This window comes from Streptococcus mitis (genome assembly GCF_905187535.1).
Classification (GTDB): domain Bacteria; phylum Bacillota; class Bacilli; order Lactobacillales; family Streptococcaceae; genus Streptococcus; species Streptococcus mitis_BS.
Genome location: NZ_CAJJIE010000060.1, coordinates 210,606 through 231,845, shown reverse-complemented (window position 1 = coordinate 231,845; position 21,240 = coordinate 210,606). Strand labels below are relative to the sequence as shown.

General features: G+C 41.4%; 23 protein-coding genes, 1 pseudogene and 1 other annotated feature. Of the genes and pseudogenes, 1 reads left to right on the top strand and 23 read right to left on the bottom strand.

Annotation, left to right across the window (positions count from 1 at the left end; all coding sequences use genetic code 11):
- Position 1: 1 nt before the first annotated feature.
- The 13 genes from pepF to ybeY form a co-directional block, all read right to left on the bottom strand.
- Positions 2-1,804, bottom strand: a complete 1,803-nt coding sequence (gene pepF / locus JQ841_RS08330) for an oligoendopeptidase F (protein ID WP_203180639.1) — start codon at positions 1,802-1,804, stop codon at positions 2-4.
- Between the two features lie 18 nt (positions 1,805-1,822).
- The gene (locus JQ841_RS08325) at positions 1,823-2,776 is read right to left on the bottom strand and encodes a competence protein CoiA (protein ID WP_203180638.1); all 954 of its coding nucleotides are present in this window, start codon (positions 2,774-2,776) and stop codon (positions 1,823-1,825) included.
- A gap of 72 nt (positions 2,777-2,848) precedes the next feature.
- The gene (gene tehB / locus JQ841_RS08320; RefSeq protein ID WP_203180637.1) at positions 2,849-3,709 is read right to left on the bottom strand and encodes an SAM-dependent methyltransferase TehB; all 861 of its coding nucleotides are present in this window, start codon (positions 3,707-3,709) and stop codon (positions 2,849-2,851) included.
- A gap of 14 nt (positions 3,710-3,723) precedes the next feature.
- Positions 3,724-4,191, bottom strand: coding sequence for an SsrA-binding protein SmpB (gene smpB / locus JQ841_RS08315; protein ID WP_001051750.1), 468 nt, complete (start codon positions 4,189-4,191; stop codon positions 3,724-3,726).
- Positions 4,154-6,508: a ribonuclease R gene (gene rnr, locus JQ841_RS08310; protein ID WP_203180636.1), complete on the bottom strand. Its 2,355-nt coding sequence runs from the start codon at positions 6,506-6,508 to the stop codon at positions 4,154-4,156. Before rnr ends, smpB begins: the two co-directional genes overlap by 38 nt.
- 101 nt (positions 6,509-6,609) lie before the next feature.
- Entirely contained in the window at positions 6,610-6,843 is a 234-nt protein-coding gene (gene secG / locus JQ841_RS08305; protein WP_000282517.1) for a preprotein translocase subunit SecG, read from the bottom strand.
- 39 nt (positions 6,844-6,882) lie between these two features.
- Positions 6,883-7,032: a 50S ribosomal protein L33 gene (rpmG, locus tag JQ841_RS08300; protein WP_001809104.1), complete on the bottom strand. Its 150-nt coding sequence runs from the start codon at positions 7,030-7,032 to the stop codon at positions 6,883-6,885.
- A complete protein-coding gene (locus tag JQ841_RS08295; protein WP_203180635.1) occupies positions 7,032-8,231 on the bottom strand; it encodes a multidrug efflux MFS transporter PmrA in 1,200 nt (399 codons plus the stop codon). Before JQ841_RS08295 ends, rpmG begins: the two co-directional genes overlap by 1 nt.
- Entirely contained in the window at positions 8,218-8,823 is a 606-nt protein-coding gene (gene coaE, locus JQ841_RS08290) for a dephospho-CoA kinase (protein ID WP_084924521.1), read from the bottom strand. Before coaE ends, JQ841_RS08295 begins: the two co-directional genes overlap by 14 nt.
- A complete protein-coding gene (mutM, locus tag JQ841_RS08285; RefSeq protein ID WP_203180634.1) occupies positions 8,823-9,647 on the bottom strand; it encodes a DNA-formamidopyrimidine glycosylase in 825 nt (274 codons plus the stop codon). The genes coaE and mutM overlap by 1 nt, the downstream gene beginning before the upstream one ends.
- Positions 9,648-9,695: 48 nt before the next feature.
- On the bottom strand, positions 9,696-10,595 hold the full coding sequence (gene era, locus JQ841_RS08280) for a GTPase Era (protein ID WP_000143264.1): 900 nt from the start codon (positions 10,593-10,595) through the stop codon (positions 9,696-9,698).
- 16 nt (positions 10,596-10,611) lie between these two features.
- Positions 10,612-11,007 (bottom strand): diacylglycerol kinase family protein, encoded by a 396-nt coding sequence (locus tag JQ841_RS08275; RefSeq protein ID WP_000378166.1) that lies wholly within the window; start codon positions 11,005-11,007, stop codon positions 10,612-10,614.
- Entirely contained in the window at positions 10,988-11,485 is a 498-nt protein-coding gene (ybeY, locus tag JQ841_RS08270) for an rRNA maturation RNase YbeY (protein WP_000275156.1), read from the bottom strand. Before ybeY ends, JQ841_RS08275 begins: the two co-directional genes overlap by 20 nt.
- Positions 11,486-11,589: 104 nt before the next feature.
- Between ybeY and pavA the strand changes: the two genes are divergently transcribed.
- Positions 11,590-13,245, top strand: a complete 1,656-nt coding sequence (gene pavA, locus JQ841_RS08265; protein WP_203180633.1) for an Rqc2 family fibronectin-binding protein PavA — start codon at positions 11,590-11,592, stop codon at positions 13,243-13,245.
- A 207-nt stretch (positions 13,246-13,452) separates the two neighbouring features.
- On the opposite strand, the gene JQ841_RS08260 is transcribed toward pavA, so the two are convergent.
- The 10 genes and pseudogenes from JQ841_RS08260 to JQ841_RS08215 form a co-directional block, all read right to left on the bottom strand.
- Positions 13,453-15,159, bottom strand: a complete 1,707-nt coding sequence (locus JQ841_RS08260) for a glucosaminidase domain-containing protein (protein WP_203180632.1) — start codon at positions 15,157-15,159, stop codon at positions 13,453-13,455.
- 97 nt (positions 15,160-15,256) lie between these two features.
- Positions 15,257-16,243: a dihydroorotate dehydrogenase gene (locus tag JQ841_RS08255; RefSeq protein WP_203180631.1), complete on the bottom strand. Its 987-nt coding sequence runs from the start codon at positions 16,241-16,243 to the stop codon at positions 15,257-15,259.
- Positions 16,206-17,006 (bottom strand): dihydroorotate dehydrogenase electron transfer subunit, encoded by an 801-nt coding sequence (locus JQ841_RS08250; RefSeq protein WP_203180630.1) that lies wholly within the window; start codon positions 17,004-17,006, stop codon positions 16,206-16,208. The genes JQ841_RS08255 and JQ841_RS08250 overlap by 38 nt, the downstream gene beginning before the upstream one ends.
- A 248-nt stretch (positions 17,007-17,254) precedes the next feature.
- Positions 17,255-17,635 (bottom strand): lactoylglutathione lyase, encoded by a 381-nt coding sequence (gene gloA / locus JQ841_RS08245; RefSeq protein ID WP_000157153.1) that lies wholly within the window; start codon positions 17,633-17,635, stop codon positions 17,255-17,257.
- Between the two features lie 58 nt (positions 17,636-17,693).
- Positions 17,694-18,053, bottom strand: a complete 360-nt coding sequence (rplT, locus tag JQ841_RS08240; protein WP_000124834.1) for a 50S ribosomal protein L20 — start codon at positions 18,051-18,053, stop codon at positions 17,694-17,696.
- 51 nt (positions 18,054-18,104) lie between these two features.
- Positions 18,105-18,305 (bottom strand): 50S ribosomal protein L35, encoded by a 201-nt coding sequence (rpmI, locus tag JQ841_RS08235; protein ID WP_001125943.1) that lies wholly within the window; start codon positions 18,303-18,305, stop codon positions 18,105-18,107.
- 32 nt (positions 18,306-18,337) lie between these two features.
- Positions 18,338-18,868, bottom strand: coding sequence for a translation initiation factor IF-3 (gene infC, locus JQ841_RS08230; protein ID WP_000848180.1), 531 nt, complete (start codon positions 18,866-18,868; stop codon positions 18,338-18,340).
- A gap of 15 nt (positions 18,869-18,883) precedes the next feature.
- Positions 18,884-19,015: a sequence feature (ribosomal protein L20 leader region), on the bottom strand.
- A 160-nt stretch (positions 19,016-19,175) separates the two neighbouring features.
- Complete coding sequence (locus tag JQ841_RS08225) at positions 19,176-20,360, bottom strand: hypothetical protein (RefSeq protein WP_203180629.1); 1,185 nt, start codon at positions 20,358-20,360, stop codon at positions 19,176-19,178.
- A gap of 3 nt (positions 20,361-20,363) precedes the next feature.
- A complete protein-coding gene (locus JQ841_RS08220; RefSeq protein WP_203180628.1) occupies positions 20,364-20,951 on the bottom strand; it encodes an ATP-binding cassette domain-containing protein in 588 nt (195 codons plus the stop codon).
- A gap of 32 nt (positions 20,952-20,983) precedes the next feature.
- Positions 20,984-21,208 (bottom strand): annotated as a pseudogene (locus tag JQ841_RS08215) (hypothetical protein).
- Between the last annotated feature and the right edge of the window lie 32 nt (positions 21,209-21,240).

Here is a 21,240-nt window from a genome sequence, read left to right as displayed (position 1 = left end):
CTTATGCCAATCCCAATTTTTCAACAAGGGCTTCAAACTCATTCAAACGACGTTCAAAGACTGCAAAGGCATCGTTGAGGTAATCTTCCTTCTCCATATCAACACCAGCTTTTCTCATGACATTAAGTGGATAGTCAGATTTACCTGCCTTGAGGTAGTCAATATAGCGGTCACGGTCTTCTTGACTACCATGAACAATTTTTTCAGCCAAGGCTGAAGCTGCTGCAAAGCCAGTTGAATATTGATATACATAGTAGTTATAGTAGAAGTGTGGAATACGTGCCCACTCGTATTGGATTTCAGGATTGTCTTCCTTACTCAAACCATAATACTCTTGGTTCAAGTCTGCGTAGAGTTTATTTAAGAAATCGCTTGTCAAGACTTCACCATTTTGGTCCGCTTGGTGGATAGCATGTTCAAACTCAGCAAATTGAGTTTGGCGGAAAACTGTTCCACGGAAACCGTCTAGGAAGTTATTGAGAATCGCAAAGCGCGTTGCGTCGTCTTCCACTTCTTCCAATAATTTCTCCGTCAAGATATTTTCATTGGTAGTTGATGCAATCTCAGCCAAGAAGATAGAATAATCTCCGTAAACATAAGGCTGCGTTTCACGAGTATAGCTGGAATGCATACTGTGACCTGTTTCATGAACAAGGGTAAAGAGATTGTCTAGATTGTCCTGCCAGTTGAGAAGCATGAAGGCATTGGTATCGTAAGAACCACCAGAGTAGGCTCCTGAACGCTTGCCTTGATTTTCATAAACATCAATCCAACGCTCGCTGAAGGCACGTTTAACACGGCTCAAGTAATCCTCACCCAAGACTGCCAAGGCTTCTTCGGCTTTTTTCAAGGCTTCTGGGTAGGTAAAACTATATTCGACAGATGAAAGCGGTGTGTAGACATCGTACATCTTGAGGTCTGAAATTCCCAAAATCTTTGAACGAAGCTCAAGGTAACGATGCAAGAGTGGCAAATGCTTGCGAACTGCTGCTACCAAATTGTCATAAACACTCTCTGGAACAAAATTTGCTGCGAGAGCTGCATGACGAGCACTCTTGTAGTTGCGAACTTTTGCTCGGTAGTTTTGTACTTTAACATTGGTTTGTAAAGTTTTAGCATAGGTGTGTTGGAATTGCTCATAAGTTGCATAAAGGGCTTGATAGGCACCACAACGCACCTCACGATTTTTAGACTCCATCAAACGTGTGTAAGTCCCATGAGAGAGTTGAACTTCCTTACCATCATCGTCAAGGACATAAGGGAATACAATATCCGCATTGTCCAAGATAGCGAAGGTTTCACTTGCCGAACCAAAGATTTCTCCAGCTCCAGCCAATAATTCTTCTTCACGTTGTGATAGAACGTGTTCCTTGCCTTGTAAAAGCTTGTCAAAATAGTGTTGATAAACCTGCAATTTTGGTTGAGCCTCTAAAAAGGCAGCATACTGCTCTTCACTAATCTCCATAAATTCAGGCTCATAGAATGAAAAGGCCTGGTCTAGCTGGCTGTAGAGTGTCATGGCCTTGGCATAGTACTCTTGGTACTTAGCTTCACGGGTGTCCTGGTCATTCTTCATATGAGCATAGACGTAAAGCTTCTCCATCTGGCGTTCCATTTCAAGAGAAAATTCAGTAATTTCTAGTAGGCTATCCGCACTATCCAAGAGATGGCCTTCATACTGGCTTACTTTCTCCAGTTGTTCTGTTAAATCTTTTAAGGCTTCTTCCCAAGCCTGGTCAGTTGGGTAGATCGTTGATAGTTCCCATGTATCTTTTTCATTTATTTCATGTCTTTGTAATACCATTAGATTCCTCCATCCTTTCTATTCTACCATATTTTTTAAGAAATATTGATGATAAAAGGCTGGTGGATAGAGCTTTTGCCAATCATTTTGAGGATTTTTTTGATAATAGGTTTGAAAACACTGATAATAGCTGGTCAAATCTTGCTTAATCTGGCAAAACTCACCTACTAGTGGTCGAATTTGTGGATACCATTCATTCAGCCCATAAGTCAGAATATTTTCTCCCTTTTGATAAGCTTCTGCTTGTTCTTTCATCCAAATAGGATTTTGATAATAGAGTTGTTGCCGGATATAACGACAGATGTCCTTGTCCTGAGAAACTGTAAAATGAGATATTTTTTGTTTCTTATAGGGAAGACGTAATATCTCCAGTAGACTACCGTGACCATAGGGAAATTCCCTAATCTGATAATGGAGTTTACCACGGAGATCTTGGTGAATCAAGTATTTGAGTCTTAAAACTTGTTTTTCCTTGTCTACTTCCCAAACATAAAAGCCCATGTTTTGACTGAAGTATAGAAAACCTTGTTGCAGACGAGTCAAACGCTCCTTGAGCCAAAGTTTTTCACCCAGCAACCACAGTACTTGGTAACCCTGACTACGATAGCCCTCACTACGCTCTTTAAGAACTTTTTGAGGCAAGGGACTACATTGAACCTCTAAAGCTAGATTGCCATTTACAAATACATCCGCAATCTGTTTAAGCTCTGGAAGAGGGTATTCTAATTGCACCTCTGCATCTTTTTTCAACCAGTGATAAAGTGATTCTTTATTTGCCAGGTGTTCTGGACTTTCATTTTCAGAGGAAAAATCACAGTCTTTTAAGGTTTTGTGGGCAAAATGGGTCCGGACACTTGGTCCTTGACGCAAACGGAGCTGACCTCCACAAGCTGGGCAGGTGTAAGCTTGCTTCTCAAGTTTATCCTCTAACACATTTATCAGCTTTCCCCTAGCATCTCTCGCAACAAACATGATTTCCCTCCTTTTCTATATTATTCGAAAAAAAGAAAAAAGATCAGGAAATTTCCTAACCTTCATACATATCTACTTTATTTTTTTGGCTAGCATGGTTGCAAAGCGTAGTTGAATACGATTGCCATTCTCATCGCGACGGTGAAGATGGCCAGGATTTTCATTGTACTTAACCAATTCCCAGTCCTTGTAATAGTCTGCCAGTTCCCCTTCTTTAAAAGTAAAAGGGAAGTTCACTGAGCAAGGATAATCCTCCGTATCCATAGCACAAACGATAAGATTGTAACCACCAACAGTGGTTTTCTCCTGCATGTTTTTGATAATTGCAGGAATGCGATCTGCTTGCAGAAACATCAAAACAACTGTCGATATGATGAAATCATACTCTTGACCAATGCTAGCTGAATTGATATCGTAAAGACCAACAGGCATGTCCAGATCTTCCTGTTCCACAATGTTTTGCAAGATTTCAAGAGCCAGTTCATTTTGATCGACAGCTGTCACATCAAAACCTTGTTGGGCTAGAAAGAGGGAATTGCGCCCCTGACCACAGCCCAAATCCAAGGTTTTCCCTGGTTTTACTGTCTGCATAGCCTCTAAGACCTCTGAATGAACCGGATTGGTATTGTATTTTTTAGGAAAATAATCCTCAGGTTTACAATAAAATTCCAAATACCATTCTACATCGTCTGTTACAGCCTCCACTCGGTGCCAGGCTTGAGGTTGGGCCATTGGATTGTCTGCCCCTGCTTCAAAGAGGTGTTCAGCTAGAACTTCCCCTTCTTCGGTCAACTCAATAAACTTGAGAGCCCCCTTCAAGACAGTAATTTTCCCCCAAGTCCCAACCTTGGTATTGTGTTTCTGCTGAACCGCCTCTGGCATGGTTTCTTTCGTCCACAAGGGCATACGTTTATAGGCAACTAGTTTTTCCATCTTCATTCCTCTTCTTATCGCTGGTTGACTGCTTTCATCACGCGCGCAATATCGCGATTCTGCTCACGTCTCTTAATTGACTCACGTTTGTCATAGTCATGCTTCCCTTTGGCAAGTCCTAAAAGAAGCTTAGCATAACCATCTTTGATATAGACTTTAAGGGGAACCAGGGTCATTCCTGTCCCTTTGGTCTCTTGTTCCAATTTTTGGATTTGTTTCTTATGGAGCAGGAGTTTACGACGGCGTTCAGGTTCCTGGTTCCAGATATTTCCCTCTTCGTAAGGCGCGATATGAACATTGCTCAACCAAACTTCCCCATTTTTTACTTGGGCAAAGCCGTCCTTGAGATTGATTCGAGCAGCTCGCACACTCTTGATTTCAGTCCCAGTCAGGACCATCCCTGCCTCTAGCGTATCTACGATTGTATAGTCGTGGCGTGCTTTTTTATTTTGCGCGACGACCTTTCCCTCGCCCTTTGCCATGCTTGGCTCCTTTCTTAGCTACTTCCTTGTAAAAAGGTTTCTTCCCTTTTTTCTTCTTGTCTTTTTGTGAATGCTTGCGCTTATCATTTGAGCGTCCTGATTTTCTCTTATCTTCCTTCTTATCTGAACGACGACTTGAACCACGTCCTCTGTCACTGCGACTAGACTGTTTCAAACCTTTTTCAATCACATCAAACTCACTTGGGATGTAAGAGAAGTCAATTTCACCAGTCATCTTGTCGGCTCTTTCAACCCGGATACGGATTTGCTGTCCGACACGGAAGGTTGTTCCCGATTTCTCCCCACGAAGGGTCAAATCACGCTCATTGAAATGATAAAATTCAGGTAGATTGGTGATGTGAATCAAGCCTTCAACTGTGTTTGGCAATTCGACAAAGAGACCGAATTTAACGATGCTGGACACAACCGCATCGTATTCTTCGCCTACGTATTCTTCCATATACTCAGCCTTTTTCATGGCTTCGACTTCACGCTCAGCCTCGATAGCACGACGCTCACGGTTGGAAGACTGGGTCGCAATCTCTGGAATCACTTGCTCAAAATGCTCTGCTATTTCCTTAGAACGTCCGTAGTCCCGAATCATACGGTGAACAAGAAGGTCTGGATAACGGCGAATCGGACTAGTAAAGTGAGTATAATAGTCAGCCGCTAATCCATAATGGCCGTGATTGTGCTCCGAATAGCGAGCCTGCTGCATGGAGCGAAGAAGCATCATGGACAATACATCCGCATAAGGCTCTCCCTCAACACCACGCATGATGTCTTGGAGGGCCTCCTGGCTAATCTCACTGGCAGTTCCATAAATGCGCAAGCCAAAACTCGAAGCATAATCAATAAACTTCTGAACCTTTTCAGCCTTAGGCTCCTCGTGAATTCGATAGATAAAAGGCAAATCCAGCTTGCTGAAATGCTCGGCAACTGTTTCATTGGCCATCAACATAAAGGACTCAATCATGCGCTCGGCAATTCCACGCTGACGAAGAACGATATCAACAGGCTTACCTTGTTTATCCACTAAAATCTTCGCTTCATTGGTATCAAAATTGAGGGCTCCACGTTTCACACGCATGTTTTCTAAAGTTTCATGAAGCTTGGCCATGAGTTCGATACTTGGAACAATTTTCTGATATTCTTGTCTCTTTTCCTTGTCTCCAGCTAGGATATCATTGACATCACTATAGGTCATACGGAAACTTGTCTTGATAACCGTTTGTGTAATAGTGTAATTAACCACACGACCATGTTTATCAATCTCCATAATGGCAGATTGGGTCAGACGGTCAACTTGAGGATTGAGGGAGCAAATTCCATTAGACAGTCGTTCTGGAAGCATTGGGACAACTCGGTCTGTCACATAGACAGAAGTCGCGCGGTTAAGGGCTTCCTTGTCAAGGGCCGAACCCTCGGTCACATAGTAGGAAACATCTGCAATGTGAACTCCGAGTTCCAGATTACCATTTTTCAAGGCCTTGATATGCACCGCATCGTCCAAGTCCTTGGCATCCGCGCCATCAATGGTGAAGGTAATCTCACCTCTCAAATCCAGACGGCCTTCCATATCCTTTTGAGACGGAGCATCAGGCACACTTTCTGCTTCCTTGACAACAGCTTCCGGAAACTCAGATACAATGTCCATAGACTCTAAAACCTCAAGGACATCAATTCCGACATCCGTTGAATGCCCCACTACATCAAGTACACTCGCGACAAAGAAATCATGTTTCTTGCTTGGGTATTTATCGATAAAGACCTTGAGAACTTCGGTTCCTTCTAGTTTTAGAGCTGGTTTCTTAACATAAATCGGTTGACTGATTTTCTGATTTTTCGAACGGATGTAGCCAGCATACTTAGGTTTTTCCTGATCTAGAACGATTTGGCCGACAACAGTTGTCAAACTGTGTTCTAAGACATCGATAATTTTAGCTTCGGCTGCTGTTCCCTTATTTCGGTCAGCGACTTTCTTAATCACGACCTCAACGGTATCACCATCAATAGCATAGTTGACATCGTTTTTTCCTACAAAAAGGTCGTCCTCCTCGCCTTCCAGACTAACAAAGCCAAAGCCATTTTTATGAGCATGAAAAATCCCCTTGAGAGTAATCTCATGTTTTTTCTTGACTTCCAAGGTTAGACTTCCATCTTCTTCAAAGCGAATCTGGTGCTTTCTTTCCATTAAGGATAAGGTTTTAATCAACTCACGAAAATCCTTGGAACCGTCTTTTCCCAAAGCCTGAGCCAAGTCATTGACAGTTACCTTTCCCTTATCTTGCAAATATTCTTTTATTCTATCTTTCATATTTTCTTTCTAGATTTTTTAATTTTCTTTTACTGTAAAACCTTTTCAAACATCCTTTAAAAATAAAAAGAGGCAAAGACCTAGTCCTGCCCATTATTTTCTTATCTACTTGATAATACCGTCAATGCTAAGGCAATGGCTAGCCAGAAAAAGACTAAAATCCCTGTCAAACGCTGCATTACAGCTTCGAAACCGCGTGCTTTACTGCGTTCAAACAAATCACCTGAGCTGGCATCAAATACATTGCTGGATTGGTTTTTAGTTGGTTGCATGAAAATCGCAATCACAATCACAACAGATAATACTAATAAAATGGTTAATAATAGGTTATACATATCAAACTCCTTAAAATCCCTATTATTTTACCATAAAATCTACTTAGATTCAAGATGTAGGGTTACTTTTCTTTCCTTGGGACAATACTTTAAAACCTCAATCTTGTCTGGATGAGTTTTTGAATTTTTACTGGTTAGGTAATTGATACTGCCACAAGAGGAGCATTTGAGATTAATTTTTACTCGCACTAGATTTCCTTTACTTTTAATAATGTTCGAAATTGAAGAATGTTAAAGAGACAACTAAAGGCAACACAAAGGCTTGTCGCATAAAAGACTGCATGGTAGCCAAATTGACCTGCTACTGCAGAACCTGCCATAGGCCCAACGACACCTCCCAGATAAAAGAATACCTGATTGAAGGCAAAGACCCTCGAAATGCCGGATTTGGGAGTCATTTTGCTGAGTAGCGCATTAACCCCGGGAATCAAAGCACCGGTTCCCAATCCAAAGAGGAAACGATAAAGTCCTAGTTGAAGGGGGCTAGAGGCATTGGCACAGAGGAGATAGATGATAACTGAATAAAACTGGGCTACAACCAAGAGGCGATGGTTCCCCACCTTGTCACCTAGCTTTCCCATGACTCCTGCACTCATCATACTGGAAAAGCCCATACTGGATACAATCAAACCAGAGACAAAAAGAAGATTCTCTGTTTGGCCTAAGTCGCGTACATACAGAGCTAAGATAGGACCAATCGATTGGGCTGAAAATTGGATGACAAAACTGGTCAGAAAGAGGTTAACCAAGAGATAGGGGTATTTAACTGAGGTAAACAATTCCTTTGTTGGAATAACCTTTTCCTTGGCTACTGGTTTAAAATCTTCCTTGATAAAGCAAATAGTCAAAATAGCAGCTAAAAATAGAAAACTACCAACCAGTAAGAAAACCGTACGAATGCCAAATAATTCCGCGATAAAGCCACCAATAAAAGGACCAGTTAGAGTACCTGCAACTACGCCTGTAGACAGAGTACCTAAGGCAGTTCCTGATTTCTCCTTGGGAACCTGACTGGCTATCAGGGCCGTTGCATTGGGAACAAATCCTGCAAATAGACCATTCAGTAAACGAAGAAAGATTAACCAATAAATATTTGGCACAAAGGCCAAGCCTCCCATAGTGATAGTCATGGCAAGCCCAGCCCGAATCATCATGGGTTTCCGACCGTATTTGTCAGCCAGAATGCCCCAGATAGGAGAAAAGAGGGCCGCGGAAATAGCAGAGACAGAAATTGCTAAGCCTGCATAAAAAGCGACTTGCTCACTCTCAACACCTAGATTTTCCACAAAGATGGGCATAAAAGGCACAACCAAAGAAATACTAGCTCCTGTCAGAAAATTACCAAACCAGGCAATGCGCAGATTATCCTTCCAGTTAATCTCTGTCATCTTGCTTACCTCCCTCAAGCAGGGAGACCACCTGATTAAGAAGCTGGTTCTGATTTCCATTATTGTCTAGAACATGGCTAGCCAAACCTTTCTTTTTCTCTAAAGGCCACTGGGCTGCCAGACGAGGCTCAGCTTCATCCTTGGATAACTGATCCCTTTTCATTAAGCGTTCAACTTGGACATCTCTGTCCACATATACCAACCACGTCTCATCAAACCAAGCGCTGTAGTCCTGCTCAAAAAGCAAGGGGATATCCATGAAAAAGATAGCTTCTGTCTGAACCAACTGGTCTCTCAAGGCAGCCAACTCTTCACGAATAATCTCCCCTTGAGTTATCCTAGACCATTCTTGCTCATCAGGATTTGAAAAGATGAGACTAGCTAGGAGAGGGCGATTGAGTTCTCCATTTTCAAGGATGATTTCTTGCCCAAAGTGCTGGACTAGAGCCTTAAACAGACGACCGCCAGGTTTCTGGAGTTGGTGGACGACTGCGTCGGCATCCGCTACTTGAAAGCCTTGCTTTCTTAGAAAATTTGTCACGGTTGACTTACCAGAGGCAATTCCTCCTGTGATTCCGATGATTTTCCCCATCAGCTCCTCCTTTGGCAGTTTGGACAAAAGTGGGTGCCTCGTCCACCTAGTTGGATTTTCTCAATGATGGTGCCACAACGTGAACATTCTTGACCAGCCTTGTCATAGACTTGATGAAAATCCTGCATGGTTCCATCTTCCCCAAAGGCATTGGTATAGGTCCGAATGGTGGAACCACCTTTTTCAACAGCTTGTCCCAAAACAGCAATGGTCTGGTCATGAATGGCAGTCGCTTCTTCTGCTGTCAGAGTCTGGGAAGGTCTAGCTGGATGAACCTGAGCTCGCCAGAGGACCTCATCCACATAGATATTGCCAAGTCCAGCCACCAAGGTCTGGTCTAGGAGATGGGACTTGATAGGCTTTTTAGATTTGGTTATGGCAGCTTGAAAGACCTGCGCATCAAAGTCTTGTTCGCTTGGTTCAGGCCCTAATTTTTTAGAAATAAAGTAGGCGTCTAAAAGGTCAGGAGCCAAGAGTTCCATAGTACCAAACTTGCGTACATCCTCATAAACAAGCGTGCCACCATCTTCAAACTGAAAGAAAACATGGGCATGCTTGCGTTCAGGAACCTGGTCTGGATAGTAAAAATACTTGCCTTCCATGCGCAAATGGGAAATCAAGACCTTGTCTGTCAGGTAGAAAAGTAAATATTTACCACGACGTCCCATTGACTCAACAACTTGACCAGGCACTTCCTTGCGAAACTCATCCAAATCTGTCTTAATCATCTTGGGATAGCGAATTTCTATACTCGAAATCTTCTTTCCCAAAATCAATTTTTCCAAGCTACGTCGAACAGTTTCAACCTCAGGTAATTCAGGCATAAGTCCTCCTTCTGTAAAAACAAGAAGCAGGCATGAGCCCACCTCTACTTAGTATTCTTTTTCATTATAGCCAAAGTCAGCCAAATCTAGCTTTTTATCGCGCCAGTTTTTCTTGACCTTGACCCAGGTTTCTAGGAAGACCTTGTCTCCTAGCATGAGTTCGATATCACGACGGGCCATACTACCAATTTTCTTAAGCATAGCACCACCTTTACCGATGATAATCCCTTTTTGGCTATCTCGCTCGACCATAATGGTTGCACGGATATGGACCTTATCTGTCTCTTCATCTCGTTTCATAGAATCCACAACTACTGCTACCGAATGCGGAATCTCTTCACGAGTTAGATGCAAGACTTTCTCGCGAACCATTTCTGAAACCAAGAAACGTTCTGGATGGTCTGTGATTTGATCAGACGGGAAATACTGGAAACCTTCGTCCAGATTCTCACTCAAAATATCAACTAGACGAGACACGTTATTTCCCTGAAGGGCTGAGATTGGAACAATTTCCTTGAAGTCCATCTGATTACGGAAATCATCAATCTGAGACAAAAGCTGGTCTGGGTGGACCTTATCAATCTTATTCACCACCAGAATCACAGGGACCTTGGCAGCCTTAAGACGCTCAATAATCATGTCGTCCCCCTTACCACGCGCTTCATCAGCGGGCACCATGAAAAGAACAGTATCCACTTCACGAAGGGTACTATAGGCAGATTCGACCATGAAATCTCCAAGAGCCGTTTTAGGCTTGTGAATCCCTGGTGTGTCGATAAAGACAATTTGCTCCTTATCAGTTGTGTAAATTCCCATAATTTTGTTGCGCGTTGTCTGCGCCTTGTCACTCATAATGGCAATCTTTTGCCCCATGACATGATTTAAAAAAGTTGACTTCCCAACGTTGGGACGTCCTAAAATGGCTACAAAGCCTGATTTAAAAGTCATAATTTCCTCTTGCTATTTAAAATAATAAATCCCAGATTCGTGGGAGAAAAATCAATGCGCCTGTTAAGGCTGCGAAAAGAGAGACCACTAATACCGCGCCAGCCGCCATATCCTTGGCATTTTTAGCCAGCATAGAAAAGTGATAGTGACTGGCCAAATCCACCACATTCTCGATAGCAGAATTGATAATTTCAAAGGCTACTACCAAAAAAATGCTCAATAGGAGAAAGAGCCATTCGATTCGTGACACCTGAAAAACAAAACCTGCGAGGATGACCACGAGAGCCGTCACCGCATGTTTTCGCATATTGCGTTCTTCCTTTATGGCAGTAAAAATTCCTGTAAGAGCAAATTCTAAACTGGATATCAGGTCACGATTTTTCCATTTTCGTTTATTGTCTTGTGAGTCCATAGGCTGTCAAAATTTCTTCTTGTAAACCGAACATCTCCGCTTCTTCTTCCGGAGTGTAGTGATCATAGCCGTTAATATGTAAAAAGCCGTGTACTGCCAAGAAGCCCATCTCACGCTCAAAGCTGTGGCCATATTCCTCAGCCTGCTCATGAGCCTTATCAATAGAGATGAAAAGTTCCCCAATATAGGCATCAAACTCAGACATCATCTCTGCCAATTCTGGATTTTCAAGCAAATCCTCTTCGTCAAAGGCAATTTCCAATTCTGGTTTATACTCAAGGCTGATGACATCTGTCGGACGGTCGGTGTCACGGTACTCCAGATTGAGTTCATGACTACGTTCATTGGTCACAAAGGTGACTGCCATTTCCTTGTCTTCTTTTCCTAATTTTTGGGCTGCAAATTCCAAAATTTCTTGGGTTTGTTGCAACATTTCTTTTGAAACTTGACCAGTTTCGTCTACCATTTCAATATACATGTACTTCTCGTTTCTCTTTACTTGGCTTTATTATACCACATTTCCATGATTTTATTCTACCTTTTTGATATAATACTATGGAATACAATCACAAGGAGAGAACGATGTCATTTGACGGATTTTTTTTACACCACATGGTTGAGGAATTGCGAAGAGAGTTAGTGAACGGTCGCATCCAGAAAATCAATCAGCCTTTTGAACAAGAGTTGGTCTTGCAAATCCGCAGCAATCGCCAAAGTCATCGCCTGCTCCTTTCTGCCCATCCAGTTTTTGGACGCATTCAGCTGACCCAAACGACTTTTGAAAATCCAGCCCAACCCTCTACCTTTATCATGGTTTTGAGAAAATATTTGCAGGGTGCCCTGATTGAGTCAATTGAGCAAGTGGAAAATGACCGAATTGTGGAAATCACGGTTTCCAATAAAAACGAGATTGGAGACCATATTCAGGCTACCTTGATTATCGAAATCATGGGCAAACATAGTAATATTCTACTAGTTGATAAGAGCAGTCATAAAATCCTCGAAGTTATCAAACACGTCGGTTTTTCACAAAATAGCTACCGTACCTTGCTTCCTGGGTCAACCTATATCGCTCCGCCAAGTACGGAATCTCTCAATCCTTTTACTATCAAGGATGAAAAGCTCTTTGAAATCCTACAAACACAGGAAACGACAGCTAAAAACCTTCAAAACTTCTTTCAAGGTCTGGGACGCGATACGGCAAATGAATTAGAAAACATTCTGATTAGTGATAAACTATCTACTTTCCGTACCTTTTTCAATCAAGAAACCAAGCCATGCTTGACTGAGACTTCCTTCAGTCCAGTTCCTTTTGCAAATCAGGTGGGGGAGCCTTTTGCCAGTCTTTCTGACTTGCTGGACACCTACTATAAGGATAAGGCTGAGCGCGACCGCGTCAAACAGCAAGCCAGTGAACTCATTCGCCGTGTTGAAAATGAACTTCAGAAAAATCGCCACAAACTCAAAAAACAAGAAAAAGAGTTACTGGCGACAGACAATGCGGAGGAATTTCGTCAAAAGGGGGAATTACTGACAACTTTCCTCCACCAAGTGCCTAACGACCAAGACCAGGTTATACTAGACAACTACTACACCAACCAACCTATCACCATTGCGCTTGATAAGGCATTAACTCCCAACCAGAATGCCCAACGCTTTTTTAAACGTTACCAGAAACTCAAAGAAGCTGTCAAATACTTGACTAATCTGATTGAAGAAACCAAGTCCACTATCCTCTATCTAGAAAGTGTCGAAACTGTCCTCAACCAAGCTGGGCTAGAAGAAATCGCTGAAATCCGTGAGGAATTAATCCAAACTGGCTTTATCCGTAGAAGACAGCGAGAGAAAATTCAGAAGCGCAAAAAACCAGAACAATATCTAGCGAGTGATGGCAAAACCATCATCTATGTCGGACGTAATAACCTGCAAAATGAGGAACTAACCTTTAAAATGGCCCGCAAGGAGGAACTTTGGTTCCACGCCAAGGATATTCCTGGAAGTCATGTTGTCATCTCAGGCAATCTTGACCCATCTGATGAAGTCAAGACAGACGCAGCAGAGCTGGCCGCCTACTTCTCTCAAGGACGCCTGTCAAATCTGGTGCAGGTAGATATGATTGAAGTCAAGAAACTCAATAAACCAACTGGTGGAAAACCAGGCTTTGTCACTTACACAGGACAAAAGACACTCCGTGTCACACCAGACCCTGAAAAAATCGCATCCATGAAAAAATCCTGATTTTACTTGAAATCAGGATTTTTAACTTATACTCAAATCATATTCATACTCAATGAAAATCAAAGAGTAAACTAGGAAGCTAGCCGCAGCCTGCTCAAAGCACTGCTTTGAGGTTGCAGATAGAGCTGATGAAGTCAGTAACCATATATACGGCAAGGCGACGCTGACGTGGTTTGAAGAGATTTTCGAAGAGTATCAATTATAGGACTAATCTTTGCCACCTAATTTCTCATTGATTTTCATCATCACACTAGCAATTTTTTCACCCCAATAAGGATCTGAGGCATATTCCACATTCATACCAGATGCCTTGTTTCCAAGGAAAGTTCTGCCCCTATCGATATAATTTTCCTTAATCCACTTGCTTGCACCTAAAATTCCCTTATCCACATCATCAAATGTCTTGGCAGAAAGGTAAGGGGTCGTATCATAGGCTGTAATTCCAAAGAAATTATTCTTATCTTTGGCAATCTTACTTCGTCCCCAATCACTTTCTAAAGCACTATGGGCAAGGAGGTAAAGGGCATTGATATGATAATGTTCTTCGGCTTCCTTAAAAGTAGCTCCCTTATTTTCTAAGAGACTATTATTAATATTTAGCAAACTAAATACCTTATCCAAGTCTTCAGCACTATAGTTTGTAGCCTCTGTCAATTCTTTAAAAAGGAAGGGATTTTCAAGGTTAAAACCATCAAAATGCAGCCCATCTGCCGAATAATATTTCTTGCCTACTTCCATATCAGAAAGATGAGCAGCTACTGGGATACTAGCATTCTGAGCCACATAGTGATAAAGACGGTGTCCATCACTCTCATAATAAGGGATAAAGTCCTTACTAGCATCTAGTGCTTGTAAATCTTCTGTTTTCATATAGCCTGACAAACCAGAAATAGTAATAGCCAGGCGCTTGTCATCACTTTTTCTATCCTTATCTAGCCAAACAACACTACCTTGCGATATATAGGACAGCTTTTCACCATCTGCATTATAGATATTTGCAGTAACTGGAAGGACCTGATAATAATCAGAGCTAGTCTTCGACTCCTTATTCCACTTTCCATCGCTTCCTAGCTGATGACCATCAATAGTCTCATTTTTTGCCATGTAGCCACCGGATTTGAAGTAGTACCAGGCTTGATTTTTAGAATCGTATACCCATTCTTTATCAGCCATTTTGCCATCAGATTTAAGGTAAAACCATGACTCCTTATCCCAAATCCATTCATTGGCTGCCATATAGCCACCGGATTTTAGATAATAATAGTGACCATTTTCGAAAATCCATTCTTTATCAGCATGATTTCCATTTTCTTTGATATAAAACCAAGATTGGTATTGTTTGTCAAAAAGCCAACCTTGCTGTACTTTAGCGCCACTAGCACTCACATAAGCCTGTTCAATCCACTGACTTGTCAGTAAATAACCACCAGATTTGAAATAATAGTCCTTACCTTTGATTTGGAGCCATTCTTTCTCTGCGTGTTGGCCATCTGCTTTGATATAAAACCAAGCATCATATTGAGAATCATAGACCCAGTCTTCTATTACCTTGGCACCTGTAGCACCGACATAGGAAGCTCCTAGCCAAGCATTTCTTTTCATCTTTCCATCTTGGTCAAGATAATAGAGGACTCCCTTGTCTTCTATCCATTCTGACTTGGCCATATAGCCACCAGATTTGAGGTAAAAATAGTCATCACCTTGCTTTAGCCATTCATTTTCAGCATAGTTGGCATCTTCTTTTATATAAAACCAAGATTGATAGTGAGCATCAAAAACCCACTCATTAGCTGCTTGACTCCCATCTGCTTTCAGGTATTGTTTTCCTTGCCAAGTACCATCACTAGCCATTGCACTCTCTGGTCTGGCTAAGAAAAATAGCAGAGCTAAAAAAACAAATCTCAATTTCTTCATAAACTTTCTTCCTCTGTTCTTTCTATTTTATTGTATCAAAATTCTCTATAATCAACATTACAAACTGATAAAAAATCAAGAACAGATTGATTGCAGTTTACCTCAGAGACTCTTTTACTTCCTTGCGTAGATCTTCCAGACTGCTAATGCCGTATTTGTCCATGGCTTTTGGCAGATTTTCGATGATATCAGGGCAGGCATAAGGATTGGTAAAGTTGGCTGTTCCAACTCCAATGGCCGATGCTCCAGCCAGATACATTTCTAGGGCAGCTTCTGCCGAATCCACTCCCCCCATTCCAATGATGGGCAGGTCTGTTGTTTGGGCTACTTGGCGAATAAGCTTGAGGGCTACTGGAAAGACGGCTGGGCCTGACATCCCACCTGTTCCATTGGCCAAGATTGGTTTACGAGTTTTGAGGTCAAAGCGCATTCCAACCAGAGTATTAATCATAGTCAAGCCACTTGCTCCTGCATCCTCTGCTGCCTTTGCGACAGTAACGATATCGGTCACACTAGGAGTTAGTTTGACATAAACTGGTACATCAGAGGCTTCCACAGCTGCTTTCACCACATCATAAGCTAAATCTGGATCTTGACCAATCAAGAGTCCATGATTACAGTGATCTACGTTGGGACAAGAAATATTGAGCTCAATAGCCTTCACATTAGCTGCCTTAGAAATCCCATGAGAAACAGCTGCATACTCTTGTTTTGAAAAACCAGCTACATTGGCAATAATGGGAAGATTTGGATACTCTCTTTCTAGCCAAGGTAACTTTTCAGCCAAAACAACCTCCAAACCAGGATTTTGCAAGCCAATTGCATTGAGCATACCAGCAGGCGTCTCTGCCACCCTTGGAGTTGGATTGCCAAAACGGGGTTCAAGAGTTGTCGCCTTGATCATAATAGAACCCAAAAGGTCTAAATCATAGTACTTGGCATACTCTTGACCAAAACCAAAACAGCCTGATGCTGGAATAATCGGATTTTTCAAATCCAAGCCTGGTAGAGAAACTTGTAAACGATTTGTAGTCATAATTTTCTCCTTATAATACAACTGTTCCTGTGCGGAAAACAGGACCATCTTCACAGACGCGTTGGCTAACCGTCTCACTTTCTGGCACTTTTAGGACGCAGGCATAGCAAGCCCCCATCCCACAAGCCATACGAGATTCCAAAGATAGATAGGCTCTTGGATGGTTATAGAAGGTTTGATTGATATACTTCATCATTCCAGGCGCCCCACATGAGTAAACAGCATCAAATTGATTGTCTAAATCCTTGATGACTACAGAGACATTTCCCTTGATACCATAAGAACCATCATCTGTCGTTACAAAGACTTGACCATATTGAGCTAATTCCGTCTCTAAAATAACAGCATCCTTAGTGGCAAAACCGAGAACTGTCACTACTTTCACACCACGCGCATGCAATTCCTTGGCTACTTCAAGCAAGGGCGGAACACCAATTCCCCCACCAACAAGGAGAACCTGGCTCTGCTCATCAAGGTCAGACAAGTCAAAACCATTTCCCTGAGGACCCATCACATCAAGAGTGTCTCCCTGACTTAAGGTTGAGAAAATAGCTGTCCCAGCCCCTTCAATCCGATAAATGAGGTGACACTGCTTCTTTACCTTATCAATAGATGAAATTGAAATAGGACGGCGCAAGAGATGGGCATCATCGGGAACACGCAGATGAAGAAATTGGCCTGCTCGCATGGCTTCAACCATTTCCCCTTCTAGAACTAATTCAAAGATTGCTGGCGCGATTTCCTCCTGTGCAACCACCTTCATGGTTTCCAATCGAATAGCACCCAAACGTTTCTTACATGTGGGATTCATGACTTTTCCTCCTTAAATTTTAAGGGGACCAGATAAAGAAAAGACCTTGCTAGTGCAAGGCCTCAGTTAAAATCGTACAACAGAAGAGAGCACACTCAAAAAGTCTCCTCTAGAAAATTGTACTATTCTTTTATCTGACACCTTGTGAGTCTCTCTGGACTCCCCTTAAAGGTTAAATTTTTACTAGTATACTCTTTCAGCAAAAAAAAGTCAAGTAGAAAACGAACATTCTACTTGACCTCACGAGATTATTTTTCACGAATGACTTCAACCTTGTAGCCATCAGGGTCTTTGACAAAGTAATAGTTAGGTGCAGTTCCTGGTAGACCATTTGGCTCGGTAACTTCATAACCTTTGGCACTATGCTCTTGATGAAGCGCCTCAAGATCAGGTGTACTTAGGGCGATATGGGCAAATCCATCTCCAACCACATAAGGACCATGATCGTAGTTATAAGTCAACTCCAACTCATAGTCGTCACCCTCAAGACCTAGATAGACAATCGTGAAGGCATGGTCTGGAAAATCTCTGCGACGCAATTCTTTAAATCCAAAAGCATCTTGATAGAATGCAATTGATTTTTCAAGATTTTCTACTCGCAAGCAAGTATGTAGCATTTTTGAAGCCATATTTTTCTCCTTTATTTTTAAAAAGACTGGGACAATCCTGTTCCAGTCTTATCTGTTATTATTTACCAAGTTTTGCTTTCGCTGCATCTGCAAGAGCTGTGAAAGCTGCTGCATCGTTAACAGCCAAGTCAGCAAGCATTTTACGGTTAACTTCAATCTCAGCCAATTTCAAACCATGCATCAATTGTGAGTATGAAAGTCCGTTCATACGAGCTGCCGCGTTGATACGAGTGATCCACAATTTGCGGAAGTCACGTTTTTTCTGACGACGGTCACGGTATGCATAGTAGTAAGAGTTCATTACTTGTTCTTTTGCAGTACGGAACAAGATGTGTTTAGCTCCATAGTAACCTTTTGCTAATTTAAGAATACGTTTACGACGTTTGCGTGATACAACGCCACCTTTAACACGTGCCATGTTTTATTTCCTCCAAATATTTCCTAGAATTGTTTACTTACAGTCAAGCTATTATTTCAAGCGAGTAAGCATTGCTTTGATACGTTTGTAATCTCCTGAATGCACCATAGATGCTTTACGAAGATGACGACGTTGTTTCTTAGTTTTTCCGTGGAAACGGTGAGAAGTGTAAGCACGGAAACGTTTAAGTCCACCAGAACCTGTACGTTTGAAACGTTTAGCTGATGCGCGGTGTGTTTTTTGTTTTGGCATGATTTTTTCTCCTTTATTTAACTTTCTGACAATTATTTTTTGTCAGTCGCTGGCGCCAATTGCATGAACATTTGACGTCCATCCATTTTAGCACGTTGTTCGATGATTGCAATATCTTGAGTTGCTTCAGCAAACTCGGCTAAAACTTTTGCACCAATCTCTTTATGGGTAATCATACGACCCTTAAAGCGAATAGATACCTTAACTTTATTTCCTTTTTCAAGGAATTTGCGTGCATTGCGAAGTTTTGTATCAAAGTCACCCTTGTCAATAGTTGGACTTAGACGAACTTCTTTCACAGTAACAACACTTTGTTTTTTACGTTGTTCTTTTTGCTTCTTCTGGTACTCAAATTTGAACTTACCGTAGTCCATAATTTTTGCAACAGGTGGTTTGGCTTGTGGTTGAATCAACACTAGATCAACATTAGCGTTATCAGCCAAAGCTTGCGCTTCACTGAGTGGCTTGATGCCTAGCTGTTCTCCTTCAAGACCAATCAAGCGAACTTCACGTACACGAATCTCATCATTGATGAATAAGTCTTGCTTTGCTATGGTTTTCACCTCTTTTGTTTTATTAGAGAAAAACAATAGCGGACTCGTAAATATACAAGCCCGCACGTTATGATAGCGTTTCTTAGAAACTTTTCATCCGTAGGGCCAGGCAACTTAATGTCACAAGGCGAGAAGCTCTCACTTCTGCTTTTCTCAACTTTTATATGATACCAAGTTTTCTAGCTCTTGTCAAGATAAAAAGTTATTTTTTTGAAAAGTTTGTGTTTATATTTTGACTTGGTTTTCGAATCAAAAAGAGAGAATCAAGTTGATTCCCTCTCTATGTTAGTTTTTGCTTATTTTCCCTGTAGGAAAGCTAGAATCTATTAAAAACTTCCTTTTTACGTGAACTTCCCCATCTTTCGATAAATAGAATCCCCACTAACAAAAGGATAATCAGGCAAGGAAGTAAGACCATTCCCATACTCCAATTCAGATTGACATTATCAATTTGCTTAGGTAATCTTCCAGATAAAATCTCCACTGAACGCAAGTAAGTAAAGGGAATCAGATGTGCAATCTTTTGAAGAGGCTGAATTGTTTGGATGCCAAACAATAAGCCAACAATCCCAATGAGTGAAAGAAAGAGGACAGGCATTTTTTGCTTGAAAAAGTAAGCAATCAAGTAGACGACTTCCACAATGACGATAAAAGCTAAGAAAGCTAGTAACAAGCCAGGAAATAACACATCTTGTATCTTTCCAATAGTTACCTCTTGATTCACTAAGCTATAAATCGGGTAGGGATAATCTAACTGTCCAAAACCACTTATCAGACTTCCCACTAGAAAAGAAAATCCGCTGATTCCGATAAACAGCACAGTTACATAGCCCACTCCAACTCCAAGGGAGGACATGGCAAATGCCACTTTTGAAAAAGGATATAACTGAGCTGTGTCCAGATGATTTTGATATCTTTCTGCAAATAGTTGCGTTAGCATAAAAATAATAGCAACTACAAACAAGGTTGGGATGATAGCCTCTAAAATCCAGACAATCTGATCAATCCCGTGGGTCGGAAACTCCAAAGTATGTGCTTTTATGTTCAAGGGATACAGGGCTTGGTAAATCTTTCGTTGGCGGTCAATCGCCATTTTTAAGTCAGAGCTAGAAGTCGGTTGATTTGACATAACTTCATAATTCTTCTCTTCATCTTGCCACTGCAAATAGTAGGCTTCTTTCCAGCGCCCTTCTTTTAATAAAGTCAGAATTTCTGTCTTTTGAGTCAAATGATTTTTTTGCGAGTCTAAATTTTCTTTAGCAAACTGGTATTCCTCCGAGCTGGTGTCAGATATTTGGGAGAGTTTCTCTTCATATCCATTGATGACTCTCTCATCTTTTACAAGACTGGTTTCCAACTCGCTCTCCAAGCTGTGTGAGTTTGCAGTCCGACTATTTAAATAAAAGGTAACACCGAGTCCAGATACAAATAAAGCTAAGATAATCCAGTTTAAGCGACTTTTGAAAACTTTTTTTAATAAAAATAGACTAACATCTTTCATAAACTAAACCTCTTCTATTTGCCCCTGATGAATGGTTACTACTCTATCGCAGACATCAAGCAACTCTTCCTTATAGTGGGAACTTAAAAGAACCAGCTGTTCTTGTCTATCGATTTGTGCCAGCCTATCAAAAAACTTCTGTCGATAATACTCATCTAAGCCATTTGTAATCTCATCCATGAGCCAGCATTTTGCCTGACTCAGGAAATACATGGCAATCACCAAGCGTTGCTTCATACCTAAGGAATACTTGCGAATGGGAAGGCTGATATAGTCAGACATTTCCCAGTAATCAATTTCATCCCCCAAGTTCAGCCCTGACTTCCAGATGTTTTTGATAAGACGAAGGTAGTCCATCCCACTTAAGTTTCCATCCAGCCATTCAACACTTTCATAATAAAATAAAGAAGGAGGGGCTGCGATATTTCCGCTACTTATAGGAATTAAATTGCTAATGGCACGGAACAGTGTCGTCTTTCCAGAACCATTGATAGCAAGAACACCATAAATCATACCCTTTTCAAATGTAAAGTCAACATCTTGTAAGATGACTTGTCGCGTTTTTAAGGTCACATGAGTAAGAGTTATCATATACAGTCCTCCTTTTTCTCACTCTTTAAGAATTAATAGCCTCCGCTGTAGTAGTTTAGTACCTCATAACGATTGTAATTCAAACCAGAACCAACTTTATACTCAGAATAGCTATCATAACGATACTATGATGGAATCCGAGCATATTGATGGCCGTGATAGTTGGTACTATATTCCCAAACCGTATTCCAATCATACTTGTAACTTTTAGTGACTGTCACAGCAGATACACTGGACTGAAAAAGACCAATAATCATAAACTAACTAATTAAACGGTTTTTGCTAATTT